Annotated in this window: 14 protein-coding genes and 1 pseudogene; 11 read left to right on the forward strand and 4 right to left on the reverse strand. The window is 67.1% G+C overall.

The genetic code is table 11. From position 1 onward, the window contains the following. Nucleotides 1-36: 36 nt before the first annotated feature. From IPG50_20940 to IPG50_20955, 4 genes are read left to right on the forward strand one after another with little or no spacing between them, the layout of a single operon-like run. Entirely contained in the window at nucleotides 37-951 is a 915-nt protein-coding gene (locus tag IPG50_20940; protein ID MBK6694652.1) for a hypothetical protein, read from the forward strand. After that, nucleotides 948-2,807 carry a glycosyltransferase family 39 protein gene (locus IPG50_20945; GenBank protein MBK6694653.1) on the forward strand — a complete coding sequence of 620 codons (1,860 nt, stop codon included), beginning with the start codon at nucleotides 948-950 and terminating at the stop codon, nucleotides 2,805-2,807. Before IPG50_20940 ends, IPG50_20945 begins: the two co-directional genes overlap by 4 nt. After that, complete coding sequence (locus IPG50_20950; protein MBK6694654.1) at nucleotides 2,808-3,710, forward strand: class D beta-lactamase; 903 nt, start codon at nucleotides 2,808-2,810, stop codon at nucleotides 3,708-3,710. Between the two features lie 5 nt (nucleotides 3,711-3,715). Then, nucleotides 3,716-4,522, forward strand: a complete 807-nt coding sequence (locus IPG50_20955; GenBank protein ID MBK6694655.1) for a hypothetical protein — start codon at nucleotides 3,716-3,718, stop codon at nucleotides 4,520-4,522. A gap of 46 nt (nucleotides 4,523-4,568) precedes the next feature. On the opposite strand, the gene pap is transcribed toward IPG50_20955, so the two are convergent. Both pap and IPG50_20965 read right to left on the reverse strand, forming a co-directional pair. Then, the gene (gene pap, locus IPG50_20960) at nucleotides 4,569-6,053 is read right to left on the reverse strand and encodes a polyphosphate:AMP phosphotransferase (protein MBK6694656.1); all 1,485 of its coding nucleotides are present in this window, start codon (nucleotides 6,051-6,053) and stop codon (nucleotides 4,569-4,571) included. Between the two features lie 99 nt (nucleotides 6,054-6,152). Next, on the reverse strand, nucleotides 6,153-7,064 hold the full coding sequence (locus IPG50_20965) for a hypothetical protein (protein MBK6694657.1): 912 nt from the start codon (nucleotides 7,062-7,064) through the stop codon (nucleotides 6,153-6,155). Nucleotides 7,065-7,479: 415 nt separating this feature from the next. Between IPG50_20965 and IPG50_20970 the strand changes: the two genes are divergently transcribed. The 7 genes and pseudogenes from IPG50_20970 to IPG50_21000 all read left to right on the forward strand — a co-directional run bounded on the left by IPG50_20970 (nucleotide 7,480) and on the right by IPG50_21000 (nucleotide 14,452). After that, nucleotides 7,480-7,959 (forward strand): roadblock/LC7 domain-containing protein, encoded by a 480-nt coding sequence (locus IPG50_20970; GenBank protein MBK6694658.1) that lies wholly within the window; start codon nucleotides 7,480-7,482, stop codon nucleotides 7,957-7,959. A gap of 116 nt (nucleotides 7,960-8,075) precedes the next feature. Then, nucleotides 8,076-8,669, forward strand: coding sequence for a gliding-motility protein MglA (locus IPG50_20975; GenBank protein MBK6694659.1), 594 nt, complete (start codon nucleotides 8,076-8,078; stop codon nucleotides 8,667-8,669). A 379-nt stretch (nucleotides 8,670-9,048) separates the two neighbouring features. Continuing rightward, the gene (queD, locus tag IPG50_20980) at nucleotides 9,049-9,411 is read left to right on the forward strand and encodes a 6-carboxytetrahydropterin synthase QueD (protein ID MBK6694660.1); all 363 of its coding nucleotides are present in this window, start codon (nucleotides 9,049-9,051) and stop codon (nucleotides 9,409-9,411) included. Nucleotides 9,412-9,414: 3 nt separating this feature from the next. Then, nucleotides 9,415-9,711, forward strand: coding sequence for a (2Fe-2S)-binding protein (locus IPG50_20985; protein ID MBK6694661.1), 297 nt, complete (start codon nucleotides 9,415-9,417; stop codon nucleotides 9,709-9,711). Nucleotides 9,712-10,699: 988 nt separating this feature from the next. Then, nucleotides 10,700-12,505, forward strand: a pseudogene (locus IPG50_20990) (response regulator). A 652-nt stretch (nucleotides 12,506-13,157) separates the two neighbouring features. Continuing rightward, the gene (locus tag IPG50_20995; protein ID MBK6694662.1) at nucleotides 13,158-13,511 is read left to right on the forward strand and encodes an Hpt domain-containing protein; all 354 of its coding nucleotides are present in this window, start codon (nucleotides 13,158-13,160) and stop codon (nucleotides 13,509-13,511) included. Next, nucleotides 13,508-14,452 (forward strand): diguanylate cyclase, encoded by a 945-nt coding sequence (locus tag IPG50_21000; GenBank protein MBK6694663.1) that lies wholly within the window; start codon nucleotides 13,508-13,510, stop codon nucleotides 14,450-14,452. Before IPG50_20995 ends, IPG50_21000 begins: the two co-directional genes overlap by 4 nt. Before the next feature lie 56 nt (nucleotides 14,453-14,508). Here IPG50_21000 and IPG50_21005 read toward each other — a convergent pair whose 3' ends face one another. Together IPG50_21005 and IPG50_21010 are read right to left on the reverse strand one after the other, a co-directional pair. After that, complete coding sequence (locus IPG50_21005) at nucleotides 14,509-15,753, reverse strand: serine/threonine protein kinase (protein ID MBK6694664.1); 1,245 nt, start codon at nucleotides 15,751-15,753, stop codon at nucleotides 14,509-14,511. Nucleotides 15,754-15,812: 59 nt separating this feature from the next. Then, on the reverse strand, nucleotides 15,813-17,303 hold the full coding sequence (locus IPG50_21010) for a response regulator (protein MBK6694665.1): 1,491 nt from the start codon (nucleotides 17,301-17,303) through the stop codon (nucleotides 15,813-15,815). Nucleotide 17,304 lies beyond the last annotated feature (1 nt).

The raw sequence follows: 17,304 nt of genomic DNA on the forward strand, positions 1-17,304 counted from the left end.
CGGGCGGTTCTGCGATAAGCTCCCGCGCAAATTCGCATGGTCTCGCCCAAGATATGGGTCCTCGCCCTCCTCCCGCTTGCCGGCCTCGTCGAGCTCGGCGCGCACCTCATCCAAACGCATTCGGTCGTCCCAACGTCAGACTGGGAAGGCGCGCGGGAGATCGTTAAGGGGTCGCTCAAGAAGGAGGACCTCCTCGCGTTCGCGCCGCGCTGGACGAGCCCCATCGGTCGCCAGGTCTTCGGTGACGAGCTGGCGACCATGGAGCGCATGGGCCGCGCCGACACGACGCGCTATGCGCGCGCCTTCGAAGTGTCGATCCGTGGCGGGCGCGATCGCGAGCTCGCGGGGTGGAAGGTGGCCGCCGAAGCGCGCTCGGGCGCCGTCACGGTTCGCACGCTCGAAAACCCAGCGTATGTCCCGATGCTCGATGACCTTCTGACGCACGTCTCTCCGGAGCTCATGACGGTGGTCCGTCGCGATGCGCGCGGCGAGGTGCCGTGTCCCTGGTCGCCCGGCCCCGCCAGCGCCGGAGGGCTCGGCGCCGGCCCCGCCACGCCTCGCGAGCGCTTCGCGTGCGCCGGCGGCATCGTCGGCATCTCGATCGTGGCGGACCCCAACTATGACGCGAGGCGCTGCCTCTACGCGCCACCGCCGGGCGGCCGAGCCGAAGTCGTCATCACCTTCAAGAACGTGAAGTTCGGCGACGTGCTCCACGGCCACCACGGGCTCTACGTCGAGGCGGAGCACACGCCCGACGGCGCTCCCGTCACGCTCAACTTCAAGGCCGGAGAGCGCCACGTCGGCAAGCTCATCCACCGTGACGGAGAAGGCTGGAAGGGCTTCGATCTGCCGACCAGCGAGCTGAAAGGTCAAGAGGGCGATCTGACCGCCGAAGTGAGCGCGCCGAACGGCAACCGACGGATGTACTGCTTTGAAGGGATCACGCGATGAGCGACGATCCGAAAGACGCGGCGTCTGTGGACGAGCCGAAGAGCGAACAGACGGAGGGCGCCGCACCCGAGGCTGCGACCTCGGGCTCCGAAGAAGCCCCAGTCACCGCGACCTCGACCTCGACCTCGACCTCGACCTCGACCTCGACCTCGACCTCGACCTCGACCTCCGCCTCCTCGTGGTGGGTTCTCCCGCCCGCCATCGGTTGGCGCGATCACGTCATCGGGGCGACTTTCGCCGTCGTGCTCGTGGCGTGGCTCTTGTCGACGGCGCGGGGTCTCGGGTTTGCGCGTGACGAGGGGTTCTACTTCTACTCGGCGTCGAGTTACGCGGGCTGGTTCGAGGAGCTCTTCAAGAACGGCAAGAGCGCCATGGAGCAGGGCGTCGTCGATCGGTATTGGTCGGCGAACCACGAACACCCGTCGCTCATGAAGAGCCTCTTCGCGCTCTCGTGGATGTTCCTCCACAAGAAGCACGCGATCTTCGCCGACGCGAGCACGGCCTTTCGCTTCCCGGGCATGGCCATGGCGGGCTTCGCTTTGTGGATCACCTACATCTTCGGCGCGCGGCTGTTCTCACGGCCCGCCGGTGCCGTCGCGGCGGCGCTCTTGGCGCTGATGCCCCACCTCTTCTACAACGCGCACCTCGCGTGTTTCGACGTGCCCATCGTCACGATGTGGCTGCTCTCCGTCTACGTGTTCTATCGGAGCAGCCAGACGGGAACGTTCGCCTGGGCCATCGCCGCCGGCGTCGTCTACGGGCTCACCCTCGAGACGAAGCACAACGCATGGATCTTGCCGGCGGTCTTCGTGCCGCACGTGCTCTTCACCTACGCGCGCGGCTTTATGGGCGGCCCAAAGCCCGCCGCGAAGGTGCCCTGGAACCTCATCGCGATGGCCACCGTGGGGCCGCTGGTCTTTCGCGCGCTCTGGCCGTGGATCTGGTTCGACACGGAGGCGCGCGTCACCGAGTACGTGAACTTCCACGTCAACCACGAGTATTACAACATCGAGTTTTTGGGCCGGAACTACTTCGGACCGCCGTCGCCGCCGCTCTACGCGCCGCTGCTCATCTTGGCGTCGGTGCCCACCGTCACGATCCTCCTCTTCCTCTTGGGCGCCGCCGACCGCACGAGAGACAGCATCACCGCGCTCAAGGCCTTCTTTGCGTCGAAGGAAGGCCGCAAGGACGCGGGACCGCACGACGCGGCCGCCGACCTCCTGCTCGCGCTCGCGTTCTCCGCGCCGCTCGCCGTGTTCTTCCTGCCCAAGACCCCGATCTTCGGCGGCACCAAGCACTGGATGCCGGCCTACCCATTCCTCGCGCTCTTCGCGGGCCGGGGCTTCGCCCTCGCTTGTGGCGCCGTCCGCCAGCTCATGGCCGAGAGGCCTCGGTGGGAGCCCCACGCCAAGGTCGCGCCGTGGGCGCTCGCCCTCGCGGCCATCTCGGGTCCATTCTTCATCACGCGCCACTCGCATCCCTTCGGCCTGTCGACGTACGTGCCCCTCGTCGGTGGCACGGCGGGCGGGGCTGACCTGGGCCTCAATCGCCAGTTTTGGGGCTACACGACGGAGAGCTTGGGGCCGTGGCTCCAAGCCAACGCGCCGAAACACGCCGCCATCTTCATCCACGACACGGCGTGGCAATCCTGGGAGCGCCTCCTCGCCGAGAAGCGCCTGAGGCCCGATCTGCGCGGCGTTGGCAGCCCCACCGAGGCGCTCTTCTCGATCGTTCACCATGAGCTCCACATGAACGAGGTCGACTACTCGATCTGGGCAGCGTACGAGACCGTGAGCCCGGTCTACATCCTCGCCCACGACGGGGTCCCCATCATCAGCCTCTATCGGCGCAAGTAGATGCGCCGCCGCACCGCCGCACGGCTCGTTCTCTTTGGCGCTCTGACGGTCGCGACCGGTTGCGTGGCCCTCGGGCGAACGCCGCCGCCGCACCGGGGCGAGTCTTGGGCACAGGAACGAACCGACGAAGGGGCGCGCGCGCTCTTCGCGGAGGCCGGTGTCGAAGGTGCGTTCGTCGTGCTCGACGAACGTCGCGCCGTGCGCACGGTCGTCAACGGCGAGGAGGCCGCAACGAGGCACGTGCCCGCGTCGACCTTCAAGATCGCCAGCACGCTCATCGGCCTCGAGACCGGCGTCATTGCCGGCGAACACTTTTCGCTGCCCTGGGACGGCCGCGAGCACGCCATCGCCGCGTGGAACGGAAACCACGATCTCAGAAGCGCCATCCGGCACTCGGTCGTGTGGTTCTATCAAGAGGTGGCTCGGCGCGTCGGCGCGGCGCGCATGAGGCACTGGCTCAACGCCTTTGACTACGGCGACAAGAACATGGGCGGCGCCGTCGATACGTTCTGGCTCGATGACACCCTTCACATCTCGCCGCGCGAACAGGTCGAGTTCCTACGCCGCCTCCACGCCCGCGAGCTTCCCGTCAAGGACGAGCACGCGGCCTTGACGGTGAAGCTCCTCGTCTCCGAAGAGTGGCCGACGCCCGACGGTCCGGCGAGCATTCGCGCAAAGACCGGCTGGTCCACCGAGGGCGACCGCGCCGTCCTTTGGCTCGTAGGCTTCGTCGAACGCGGCATGGATCGCTACACCTTCGCGACGCTGCTGCTCTGCCCGAAGGCCGCTGCCGACGAGAAGGCGGCGCTCAGGTGGTCTCTCTCGAAGCGCCTCTTGGTGCGCGCCGGCGCGCTCCCCGTCTTGCCGAAGCGTGACGGATGCGAACTTCCATGCGAGAAATAGCCACCGTGCGAATCATCCCGAGCCTCGCCGCCGCGTCTGCCCTCTCGCTGTCCGCAGGGCTTGCGTCCGCGGCGCCGCCGTTGGTCGAACGGCGGCAGACCGTTCCCGCCAAGGAGGTCGACGTCGACGCGGCCCTCGGCGTCGCGCGTTTCGACTTGGGCCCTGGCACGAGCGGCACCGGAGCCGGCGGCAACTTCGACATCGGCATCGGCCTGAAGCAACACCTCGAGCTCGGCGTGTCGCTCGGCATGCGCTTCGGCACCGATGGGAAATTTTCCTCCGCCGACAACTACGCGAAGCTCGCCGACTACCGCACGTTCGGCGCCGACGGCAACGCGACCTTCACGCCGGAGGTCCGCCTGAAGAGCCAGGTCGTCGACCTCTCCGCCTTTGAGTTCTCCCTCGAACTGCGCGGGGGCTTGTCGGTCGGCGACAGCCCGCCGCAAGCGCTCGGCGAGGGGACCACCCGTCCGTCACTTCGAGGCGGCGCGCCCATCGCCCTCCACGTCGGCTCCATCCTGCGCCTCGACTCGGGCGTCTTCGCGCGCGTCGTCTTCGCGAACCAAGTGCGCACCGGCGTCCTCTTGCCGGCCGAGCTTTGGATCCAACCGACGAGCAAGTTCTGGGTGGGGCCTCGCACCGGCCTCTTAATCTCGAGCCCCGGCGGCGGCACCGACGTGCAGGCGGGCCTCGGCGTGGGCTACCAGGTGACGAGCGCCATCGACCTCAAGGCGGGCTTCCTCTTGCCCGCCGTCGACAAAACGACCGAGAACTGGGGCGTCGGCGTCGGCGCTCAATTCCGCGTGGAGTGAGCGGGCCGCCGGGCGCCCCGTCGGTGATCGAGGTCGCGGTGCCCGTCTACCCCTCGAGGCGTTGCTCGAGCGCCTGAACGATGGTCTTCAAGATCTTGATTCGGGCGAAGTACTTGTCGTTCGCCTCCACCACGGTCCAGGGCGACGAAGCCGTGCTCGTTCGATCGATCATGTCGCAGACGGCGACCTCGTAGTCGTCCCAGCGCTTGCGGTTGCGCCAATCCTCCGCGGTAATCTTGTGCCGCTTGAAGGCCGTGCGTTCGCGGGCCTTGAAGCGCCTCTGTTGTTCGTCCTTGCCGATGGCGAGCCAAAATTTGGCGACCACCATGCCGTGGCGCACAAGATCTGACTCGAAATCGTTGATCTCCGAATAGGCTCGCATCCAATCGGCTTCGGCGCAGAAGCCTTCGACGCGCTCCACAAGGACGCGGCCGTACCAAGAGCGGTCGAAGATCACGAAACGCCGCCGGCGCGGCATGTGACGCCAGAAGCGCCACAAGTAGGGCTGCGCCCGCTCTTCCTCTGTGGGCGCCGCCACCGGCACCGTCGAGTAGAGGCGCGCGTCGAGGGCGCCCGTGACGCGACGAATGGCCCCGCCTTTCCCGGCTGCGTCGTTGCCTTCGAAGACGAGGACGACGCTCGTCTCCTTGAAGCGCTTGTGACGCGTCAAGAGCGCGAGCTTGCCTTGCCACTGGGAGAGCTCGTTTTCGTACTTCTTCTTGGAAACGGCTCGCGTGAGGTCGAGGGCGCGAATGACGTTCAGGTGATCGACCGGCGGCACCAGCGGAGGGTTGCGGTCGGGGAGGCGCTTGACGGGCTTCTCGTCGAGGCGCTCGCGAAGCGCGGCGAGCAACGTCTTGCCGACCATGAGCGAGCGGTAACGGGCGTCGGCGCCCGCGACCACGATCCACGGGCACTCGCCGGTGCTCGTGTGCCGCGTGAAGTTCTCGGCGACACGCGCGAAGCGATCGTAGCGACGGAAGTACTTCCAGTCGGTCTCCGTGACGCGCCAGCGCGTCTCGGGATCTTTCGCGAGCGTCGTCAGGCGTTTTCGTTGCTGCTCCTTGGTCAGATGAAACCAAAACTTGAGAAGCAGCGTGCCTTCGTCGCTGAGCATGCGCTCGAAGCGGAGGATCTCAGCGATGCGCTGGTCGATGTCGGCGCGGCCGATGCGTCCCATGACGCGATCGACGATGGGCGCCGAGTGCCACGCTCCGAAGTGGATGCCCACGCGTCCCTTCGGTGGCAACGTGCGCCAATAGCGCCACATGACGGGACGCTCCGCCTCTTCGTCGGAAGGCTCGGAGAAGGCCGTCGTCGAGAGCAGCCGCGGATCCATCCACTCGTTGAGCAAGTTCACCGTCTCGCTCTTGCCGGCGCCTTCGACGCCGCCGATGACGATGAGCAGAGGGAAGCGTGCTGCATCGGCGAGATCGTATTGAGCTTGGAGGAGCGCCGCGCGGAGCTTGGGCGCTTCCTTTTCAAAGGTCGCCTTGTCGACGGAGTGCTCGAGGTTGGCTGAGTTGAACATCAAGCCATGGTAGACCGTTCAGGCGGCGTGGCGTGGGCGCGCTCACGCCGCCCGCGATGAATCTTTTGCCGCAAACTGCGCGAAAAGTGCGCGGTAGCTTCACCAGCCGGTGCACACATGGCGCGACGCTGCGCTGGGCGCGTGGTTGTCGTCCATCAGCTGGTAGAGGGCGCCGCCTCGGTCGATGGCGATGGCCTCGTTCGTCACGTGACCGGGGACGTCGATGCGAGCGAGCTCGCCGCTCGCCTCGTCGACGACGTAGCTCTTCGAACCTCCGTGGACGTTCGTCGTGACGACGAGGGTCCGCTCGGCCGCTCCGCCAGCGGCGCCGAAGGCGCAGTCCGAGAGCGCCTTGTCGGGAAGCGCGAGGGCGAGCGCCGGCTTCAGCGGATCGATGCGCAGGTGGCCACCTTCCTCGACGACGCAGTGGAGCGCACCGTCTGTCTTGCTCGCCGCGTAGCCGGCGCAACGCGCGGTGATGGACTCGGCGCGGAGGCAGAGGCCTTCCCAATTCTTGCCGCAGTTCGCGTCGTTGAGTCGCGGGCACGAGTGGGGCGGTGGTCCGATCACGTACGGAGCCCCCGTCGCCACGAGCGCCTCGCCGTGGAAGGCGAAGCGGCGTACGACGCCGGACGACGTGAGCGTGTAGAGCGCGCCGCCACGCGCAGCCACGCCTTCAACGTCGTCGCTTCGAAGGTCCCCGAGGGGCAGCTTGCCCGCCTCGAGCTTCCGCTCGTCGGCGACTCCCGAGAGCGGCACACGCAGCAGAGCTCCGTCATTGCCCGAATCGGAGACGACGAAGAGCACCTCGGCGTCCCGAGCACCTGCAGGCAGCAGCGCCGCGCCCGAGGCTTCGGCGATGGGCAGCTCTCGCGGGAAGGCGCCGTCGGCCTGGCACCGCACCTTGGCAATGACCTCGGCGGCGACGGCTGGAAGGGGCACTGCGACCGAAGGCTGCCGACGCGAAGGCGCGCCGTCGCAGCAGCACCCGACGCCGACGAAGAGGAGCACCGGAAGAAGGAACGAGCACCGGGCGGACGGGCCTGTCTTCGGTACCATCGCGGGGTGCGCCAAAGTACGACAGGCCTCGCCGGTGGGCACGCGCGATCTTGCTTCGAGCCGCGGCGCTTCCGGCGGCCGGCGCGAGCCGCAGACCCCGCCGCCTTCTTCCTCCTTCGGTCGCCACCCTCGTTGCCGACAATTCGACCGTAGGCGTCGTGGAGCGCTCTTCGGCTCGAACCAATGCTTGTGCAGCTTGTGGTCCTCAGATAGAAACGAGGCTCCCGTCGGACCAAGTCGCTCGTCTCCTCCCCTCACGTGGAGAGCGGGCCACGCACGACGAGACGTTTGAAACGAACACTCGGCGGCGGGAGTCGCGCGAGGATAGGCCGGCGGGGCGAGGAGACCGCGCGGCGGAGGCTCGAAGATGGTCAACCCCCAGATGGTGATGTACGAGGAGGAGTTCAATCAGATCCAGGCGGTCGTCGACCGACTGGTTCGCGACGCGAACGCCAAGGTCGTCTTCATCGTCGACAAGAATGGGCAACTCATCGCTGCTGGCGGTGACATCGATCACGTGGACACCACGAGCCTCGCGTCACTGACGGCAGGCAACGTGGCGGCAACGGGAGGCATGGCGAAGCTCCTGAAGGAGAACGAGTTCGCCACCCAGTTCCACGAGGGCGAGAAGGCCAACATCCACATCCAGCTCGTCGGCAACCGGGTCATCCTCGTCGTCATCTTCGACTCCCGCTCGAGCTTGGGCCTGGTCCGGCTCCGCGTGAAGAAGTCCAGCGAGGAGCTCAACCGAATCTTCGAGGAGCTGCTCAAGAAGGCCCAAGAACCCGCCGATTCTCCCTTCGCGGAGATCAGCGACGAGGACATCGACAACCTCTTCAGCGACTGATCCAAGCCCGCCGGTTCGGCCTCCACCGCGAAAGCGAGGAGGCTTAGTGGGCCGGTGCGCTGGGCAAGCTTTTTGGAGGTCCAGGCGGGAGCCGGTTAGACTGGGGAACGAATGGAATGAGTTTCATCAACTACATGGCCAGGGAGATCAACTGCAAGTTGGTCTACTACGGGCCCGGTCTTTGCGGAAAGACCACCAATCTCCAGTACATCTACGAACGCACCAATCCGGATGCGAAGGGGAAGATGATCAGCCTCGCGACGGAAACGGAGCGAACGCTGTTCTTCGACTTCCTGCCGCTGTCGCTCGGTGAAATCCGCGGGTTCAAGACGCGCTTTCACCTCTACACGGTGCCCGGGCAAGTCTTCTACGACGCCTCGCGGAAGCTGATCCTGAAGGGCGTCGACGGCGTCGTCTTCGTCGCCGACTCCCAAGTCGAGCGCACCGAGGCAAACCTCGAGTCGGTCGAGAACTTGCGCACGAACCTCGCGGAGCAGGGCTACTCGCTCGACAAGATTCCGTACTGCGTGCAGTACAACAAGCGCGACCTCCCGAACGCCGTGACCGTCGAAGAGCTCCGCCAGATGCTGAACACGACCAACGTGCCCGACTTCGAGGCCGTTGCGCGCACCGGCGTAGGCGTCTTCGACACGCTCAAGGCCATCGCGAAGCTCGTCCTCACGGAGCTCAAAAAGGGCGGCGGCGGCTGAGGCTGCTTGCGATAGGGCTTCGAAGCCAAAACGACGAAGAGCCGGCTCCGCGAGGGACCGGCTCTTTTCGTTTGTCTGCTCGGCCCTCGACGTCGCGCGAGGAGCGCGGACTGGAGCGCTCTAGCTCTTCCAGGCGAACAGGCGCGCACGGCGAGCCTTGTTCTTCGCCTTCTCCTTGGCGCGGAAGCGCTTGGTCTTGGAGCGGTTCGTCTTCCGGGGCTTCTTCGAGAGCATGAGGAACATGGCGCGTCCTTCTGATTGCGGCTCCGAGGAGCGCGGTGCGTGGAGGTTACTCGAGCGGCCCCGGACGGGGCCCTAAAAAGCGGGGGCGAACTATTACCGGAGCCTCGCTTTTTGTGCAACTGTGGCCGCTCAATCGATGAACGTCAGGCTCGTCCACGAGTTCCGCTTCGAATCCGCCCACTACCTCCCCAAGGTTCCGCCGGGGCACAAGTGCATGCGGCTTCATGGCCATTCCTTCAAAGTTGAGCTGTCGGTCGACGGCCCCGTGAACCCGGAGACCGGCTGGTTTCTCGACTTTGGCGAGCTCTACAAGCTCTGGAGCCCGCTCCACGACGTGCTCGACCACAACTACTTGAACGACGTTCCCGGCCTGGAGAACCCGACGAGCGAGAACCTCGCCAAGTGGATTTGGGACAAGCTCTTGCCGAGTCTGCCGTCGCTCGCCCAGGTCACCGTCTTCGAGACGTGCGACGCGCGGTGCGAGTACCGCGGAGGCTGAGCCGTGGGAAAAACGCTGGTTTGTCGCTGCGAGGACGTGACGCTTCACGAGCTCGAAGAGGCCATCGCGCGCGGCCACGACGATCTCGAGTCCCTCAAGCGCTACACGGGTTTCGGGACCGGCTGGTGCCAGGGCAAGTCCTGCGTCGCTCTGTGCGCTGGGCTCCTCGCAGCGCGCGGTGGCTCCGCTGGCCTGCCCATCACGCCGAGGCCGCCGTTCCATCCGGTGTGCCTCGCGGATCTCGCAGGCCTCGCAGCCGTGGCCGACGACGACGCCACCAAGGGTCGCGAGCCGGTTTAGCCGCTCGCCCCCCCCCGGCTCGCTGGCCTGAACGGATCGTCAGCCCCGGGTACGTCAGTTCGTGGACGCGGGGTCCCAGATTTCCATACGCTACGGGTTCTGCGGCAGTGGGCGCCGCGACAACCGTTCGCCGGCGGCGAAGAGGAAGAACCTAGGGGCGATGGCACGCGGCATCGGAGCTCGTCCGGAACGACGCGAGAAGGTCTTGATCGTGGTGGGCAACGTGACCCACGCGATGGACCTTACGCTCGCCTTCGAGACCGCGGGCTTCGTGGTCACGAGCTGCGGCACCGTCGGCGCCGGGTGCGAAGCCGTCTCCGAGAATCGCTTCGATGTCCTCGTGATGGAGCACGAGCTCCCCGACGGCTACAGCGCGCTCTTGTTGCGCCTCGTGCGCGCGATGCCGGGAACGGCGAAGCTGCCCATCATCGCGCTCTGCCGCGAGGACGAGCTCAAGGGCAGCTCCGTCGGCGTATCGCTGTCGCCGATCGCATTTCTCGAGCCTTCGCTCTCGAGTGGTGACGTCGTCGAGGCCGCTGAGCGCTTGCTGCGACCGAGACCGGCGCAGCCGGTTATCGTCCCGAAGCGCGGCACGACAGCGCCGCAAGCCCGCCCCAGTCTGCCGCCCTTGGCGCGAAGTCCCGCGCCCGCACCGGTACCCTCGATGCCGCCGGCCTCGGCCGCGGGCCCTTCGTCGGTGCGCGCGCAGCAGCAAGTCGCATCGGAGCGACCGGCCAAGGGCGCCAACAAGGCCGCGCGGATCCTGTGCGTCGACGACAGCGCGACGTACCGGTACTCGCTGAAGAAGCTCCTCACGGCGGAAGGTTACGACGTGCTCATGGCGTCGTCCGGCGAGGACGCGCTCGAGCGCCTGGGCCGCGAGCTCGTCGATTGCGTCTTGCTCGACCGCATGATGCCCGGGCTCGGTGGTCTCGAGACCTGCAAGATCATCAAGCAGACACCCGAGTGGCGAAACGTCCCCGTCGTCATGCTGACGGCGACGGAGAAGCGGGAAGCCATCATCGAGGGCCTGAACGCGGGCGCCGACGACTACATCGCGAAGTCCAGCGACGCGGAGGTCCTTCGCGGTCGCGTGCGCGCGCAGGTGCGGCGTCGTCACTTCGAAGACGAGAACCGCGCGATTCGCGAGGAGCTGCACAAGAAGGACATCGAGACCGCGCGCGAGCAGGCCGCCAACCGGGCCAAGAGCGTCTTCCTCGCCGTCATGAGCCACGAGATCCGCACGCCGATGAACAGCATCATCGGCATGACAGAACTCGTCTTGAAGACCGACCTCTCGGACGAACAGCGAGACCTTCTGAGCTCGGTCATGACGTCGGCTGAGTCCTTGCTCTACCTGCTCAACGACATCCTCGATTTCTCGAAGATCGAGGCGGGCAAGCTCGAGCTCGATCCCATCGACTATCGCCTGCGCTACGCCCTCGGCGATGTCATGAACGCGCTGGCGATCCAGGCTTCGACGAAGGGCCTCGAGCTCGGCGCCCACGTGGCCCCCAACGTCCCCGACGGCCTCATCGGCGATCCGGGGCGCCTCCGGCAGATCATCGTCAACCTCATCGGCAACGCCATCAAGTTCACCGACAAGGGCGAAGTCGTTGTCTCGGTCGTCGTCGAGGAGCAGCGTCAAGATTCGGTGCTCCTCCATTTTGCCGTACGCGATACCGGCATCGGCATCGACCCGATGAAGCAGAAGGTCATCTTCCAGCCCTTCGAACAGGCCGACGGAACCACGACGCGGCGCTACGGCGGAACAGGCCTCGGTCTCGCCATTTCGGCGAAGCTCGTCGAGATGATGCAGGGCCGCATCTGGGTCGAGAGCACGCCCACCAAGGCGAGCACCTTCCACTTCACGGCGCACTTTGGCCTCCAGGCCAACACCGGCGTCGGTGATGCGCCATCCCTCGCGGAGCGGGTCCGCGGCACGCGCGTCCTCGTCGTCGACGACAGCGCCACGCAACGCACCATCCTCCAGGACATGTTGACGCAGTTTGCGTCGCGCGTCTTTGTCGTCGAAGACGGCGCCACGGCGCTCACGCACATGGAGCGTGCGTTGTCGGAGGGCGAGCCCTTCGAGATTGTGCTCATCGACAGCGACATGCCGGGCATGTCAGGCATCGAGCTCACCGAGCAGATCCGGATTCGGCCAGCCCACGCGCGCACATCGCTCATCCTCCTCAACCAGTCAGGCATGCGCGGTGACGCCTCGAAGTGGCGCGAGCTCGGCATCGCTTCGTCGCTGCGAAAGCCGGTGAAACACTCGGACCTGCTCGACGCGATCCTCCTCGCGCTCGACGCGAACGTACGAACAGCGCCGCGGGCGCACCCCACGGCAGCGCCCTCGACCTCGTCTCAGCCCCCGAGCTTGCCGGCCGCGGCGGCGGCCCCGAAGCCGTCGACGCCACCGCGGCTCACCCGATCGCTGCGGCTCCTCTTGGCCGAAGACAACGCCGTCAACCGCAAGTTCGCGACGCTGCTCCTCGAGAAGATGGGCCACCGGCTAACGGTCGCCGTCAACGGTCGCGAGGCCGTCGAGATGATGAAGGCCCAGAGCTTCGACGTCATCTTGATGGACGTGCAGATGCCCGAGATGGACGGCCTCGAGGCTACCGGCGCCATCCGTGCCCTGGAGAAGACGACGGGCGATCATATTCCCATCATCGCCATGACCGCAGAGGCGCTGAAGGGCGACCGCGAGCGTTGCCTCGACGCCGGCTGCGACGACTACCTCACCAAGCCCATTCGGTCCGAGGAGCTCGCCGGGGCCCTTGAGCGGTGGGGCAAGGGACGCGGCGAGTCGCTGGCGGACGGACCCGAGTCCGCCACGCCAGCCTCGGTGCCGACGAAGAGTCATGGCGGCGTGCCAGCGATCAAGGGCCTGCCGCCCCCGCGCCTCCCGTCACTCCGGCCGGCGAGCTTCACGCCGGCGCCGCCGCCGTCAGCGCCCTCCTTGGGGCATCAGGCACCGCCGTCGGTGCAGCCGCGCACCTCCCCCGTGAGCGCATCGGCGGCCCCGCGTCCGGCGACTCCGGCGCCGCCGCACGTGTCGCCACGCAGCGCTCCCCAACCCGTGCCTCCCGCGCCAGCGTCCTCGCAGTCGCTGCCCCCGGTTGTACGGACCTCCCACGACGAGCCTCGCTCCTCGAAGCCGCAGCCGCCGCGCCCCGGGCCGCCACCACCTCCGGTGCCCAGCGCGCCGAGGCTCGGTCCGCCGCCGCTACCGGCGGCGGCGCGCAAGGCCGAGCCGCCCAAGGTTTGCGGCCCCCAGACCGCCGGCGCCGCCGGCTCCGGCCCGACCGCAAGCGCCGCGGCCCGCAGCGCCCGAGCCGACCGTCGAGTCGACGCTTCACGACTACAAGATCGCCGACACACCCCCTCCCCCTCCCCAAACGCCGCCCGCGCCCGCGCCAGCGCCAGCGCCGGAGGTCGTGGACTACAGCAAGCCCGCGTTCATTCTCCACGAAGCGTTGACGCGCGCCGCCGGCGACGCTGACCTCTTGAAGGAGGCCATTGGCATTCTCCTCGAAGATGCGCCGCTACAGCTTCGCACGCTGCGCGACGCCTACGGCGCGCACGACCTGCAGACCGTGCAGCGCCTCGCCCACGGCCTCCAGGGCGCCGTGGCGAACCTCGGCGCCAGCTCCATGGCCGCTGGCCTTCGCGATCTCTCACACGCGGCCCGCGACAAGCGTGAGGACGCCATCGACCCGCTGCTCGATCGCGCACACCGCGACTGGACCGCTCTTGAACGAGAGCTTCGCACCTGGGTGGCGAGTCCATGAAGGTGCTTGTCGTCGAGGACGACGTCACCACACGCCTCCTGCTCAGCGGCACGCTGCGGAAGTGGGGCTACGAGGTGACGACGTGCGCCGACGGCGAAGACGCTTGGGAGGAGGTGAAGAAGCGAGAGACTCGCCTCGTCATCACCGACTGGGAGATGCCTCGCCTCGACGGCGCAGGACTCTGCAAACGGATTCGTACGCAGCTCGGCTCGACCTACGTCTACGTGCTTCTTTTGACGAACTACAAAGACGCCGATCACATCGTGCAAGGGCTGAGCGCCGGCGCCGACGATTTCATCTCCAAGCCCTTCAATCCGCTCGAACTGCAAGCGCGGATGGCGGTCGGTCAGCGCATCCTGCTCTTGCAGGATGACTTGGTGGAGAAGCACCGCGAGCTCGAACGCCTCAATCAACAACTGGCGCGCATCGCGGCGACCGACGCGCTCACGCAACTCGGCAACCGCCGAAGCTTCGATGAAGCGCTCGCGCGAGCCCACTCGCTCGCGCTTCGTCACGGCCGCGCCTACGGCGTCCTGATGGCCGACCTCGATCACTTCAAGAGCATCAACGATCGCTTCGGCCACGCCATCGGCGACAAGGTCCTCGCAGAAGTGTCGGCCGCCTTTCGCAACGCCACGCGGAGCGAAGACGAGCTCTTTCGCTACGGTGGCGAGGAGATCGTCATCCTCACGCGGGAGCAGACGACGGCGGGCCTCACCTCCTTATGCGATCGGCTGACGACGGCGGCCGCGGCCGTGAGGATCACGGCGGCGGACCACGTGCCGGTCGCGATCACGGTGAGCGTGGGCGCTGCGCTCTACGACGGCCGAGAGCGCGTAGAAGGCGTCGCGCTGGTGGGCCGCGCCGACGACGCGCTCTATCAAGCCAAACACGCGGGGCGAAACCGCTTCGTCCTCTGGGACGAGACGCCCGCGACTTAGATTGCCGTTTGGAATCCGCCTCCGGCCGGCGGCGCCCGCGCGAGGCGCGTTTCGCCTTAACTGCCGAGCTTCGCCTGGAGACTGCGGAGTCGGTCGATCAGGAGATCGTAGGTCGCGGGGCGCTTGCCGGCCTCTTGGTCGAGCATCCAGCGCACGACGTCGACGAACTCGTGCGCGTAGCCCGGGATCGTGTCGGGAATGGTGACCGGCTCGTAGCGCGCCTTGCGGCCCGTGGTGCGGTCGCGCTCCGTCGAGAAGGGAGGCTTGCCGGTGGCGCCGTGCAGCATCGTGACGCCCAACGCGTAGACGTCGACCCGGAAGTCGACCTTGTCAGGCTGGGAGACGGCTTCCGGCGCCATGTAGCCGCGCGTGCCGACGACGGTGCGGCGCACGCGATCGAGGGAGCTCGGATCGATCGTCGTCGGAGTGGCGAGACCGAGGTCGACGATCTTGGTCATGCCGTCTTTGGCGAGCATGATGTTCGCGGGCTTGATGTCCCGGTGGATGAGGCCTTGCGCCAGGCCCGCCTTGAGCCCCACGGCCACGTCGAGCGCGACGCGCAGGAGCGCTGCGGGAGGCAGCGGACCGTCGCTGGAGATCGCCTTCGAGAGCGTTCGGCCCTCGATGTATTCCATGACGACGTAGGTGATGTTCTTCGTGTGCGTGACATCGAAGACGCGAACGACGTTGGGGTGATTGATCTTCGCCGCGAAGCGAGCCTCTTCGCAGAGGCGGTCGGCCAGCTCGGGGTTCTTTCGCACGACCTTCGAGCGAAGAAGCTTCAAGGCCACAGGCATGTGCAAGAGCAGGTGGGTCGCGCGGAAGACTGCGGCGAAGCCCCCGGTCCCGAGGAGCTCTTCGATGCGGTACTTGTCGATGATCGCGCCGACGCCGGGGAGGTCCGTCTCGACGGGCGCGACCGCGGTCCGGGGGCGCGTCTTGTCGGTTGCCTTCTTCTTTCGACGCGCCAGCGATGCGATGCTCTTGGGCCGCATCTCCGGCGTAACCGGCGGCGCTGCCGTGAGCACCTCCGCCGGCGAGTAGGTCGACGCGGGCAGCACGAAGGCATCGGTCGGCAGGACAGGGTCGATGGGCAGGAGCGCCGCGAGCGTCACCTCACGCGGGCGGACAATGTCCGAACGAAAGAGACCGTGCAGGCTCCCCTCGATCCGTTGCGACTCGTCGACGGACTCGCCGAGCGACTCCACCGAGTCTTGGCCGCCGGACTCTTGCTCCGTGCCCAGCGGCTGCGAGACGCGTTCGATGGCTGCCCGGGCGCCGCCTTGAATGTTCGGATCCATGCCTCGCTCCTCCGGCCTGGCAGGCGGCACCCCGCCCGCGCCATTTCCGCCTTGCTGACTCACGTCTTCGCTCCGCTCGCGCCGCGACCCCAGAGCTTGATGCCGTCGACCAGCAGGTTGCGAAGCTCGGCGTGGCCGACGCCAAGCTCCCCTTGCACCACGCGCACGGCGGAGCCGCCGTCCTGGATGGCCGACAGCTCGCTCACGTTGCCCTCGAGCGCCGCATTGCCAACCCACAGCGTCGACGGCGGGATGAAGTGGCGGAGCCAGCCTTCAAGGTCGACGCGCGCCTTGGTGCCCACGGCGAGGAAGTCACCGTCGGGCGGCGCGATGAGCACGAACGAAGGGACGCGGTGGAGGTGCGCCCGAAACGCGTTGGGGTTGCGCACGTCGACGAGCACGATGTCGACGAGGCGTTCGTGACGCAGGAAGAAGGAGAGGCCGAAGGCCTTGCTCTTCTCGGACAAGCTCCCCAAGACCCACTTCTCCGTCGGCGGCGCTGCGATCGAGAGCATCGCGGAGACACCGGCGGCAAGATCGGCGAGAAAGAGCACGTGCAGTCGGTCGCGTCCGCCTTCGACGCGAGTCCACTTGGCGAGCTCTTCGTAGGTGAAGAGGCGCAGCTCACCGAGGGTGAAGCCATCGCCGACGCCGAGCTCGAACTGCGCCGCAACGAGGCGCGTTGGCGTGAGCGGTGACACGAGCTCGGCGTCGCCGCCAAGCGAGGGGCGCGGCGGTCGATGCGTCGTGCGCACGGGAGCGCCGGTGAGCTGTTGCGAGTGACGTTCCGTGTCGAGGAGGCGAGCGCCCTCCATGATGAGGCCCGTGACGGACTCCTCGATGGTGAAGGAGTCGACGGTCACTTCGCAGGGCCCGGGCAAGAACTCGAACTGTCCTTGGCCCTCGGCCATGAGCTTGAAGAACGCCTCGGAGCCCACGAGATTTCCGTAGACCGCGTGAACGACGCGGCCTTCGTTGAAGAAGACTTCGCCGACGGCGCGGCGGGTGCCAACGGCGAGCGTGCCGGTTCGTCGCCCCATCTCGAGGATAACGACGAGGTCAGGGAACGCGATGGCGGAGAAGTCGCCGGCGAGGTTGTAGGCGCGGCGTCGCCATGCGTCGCGGACGCGCCGCTGGCGCCCAATTTGCGCGTCGACGCGGGCCACGAGCTCCGCCTGATCGCAGGGCTTGACGAGGAAGTCGTCGGCGCCGGCACGCAGTGCGAGCACCTTCGTGGTCACGCGACTGTCGGCGGAGAGGAAGACGACAGGGATGTTCCGGAGGCGGCTCTCTTGCGCCAAGCGGCGCACGAGCTGAACCCCGTTCATATCGCGGAGGTCGGTCTCGGTGATGATGAGGTCGACGAGCTGATTGCGGAGGATATCGATGGCGCCGGCGGCGTCTTCGACAGTCTCAACGGCAAAATTTCCCGCCTTCGAAAGGGCGCCTTCGACGAAACGTCTTGAGACACCGTCAGGATCCACGACGAGGACGGTCGCCGGGCCATCCTCAGGCACCGGCGAATTGTCAGGGGCTGACGACCTCGTCATC

Source organism: Myxococcales bacterium (assembly GCA_016703425.1).
In the GTDB taxonomy this organism is placed as follows: domain Bacteria; phylum Myxococcota_A; class Polyangia; order Polyangiales; family Polyangiaceae; genus JADJCA01.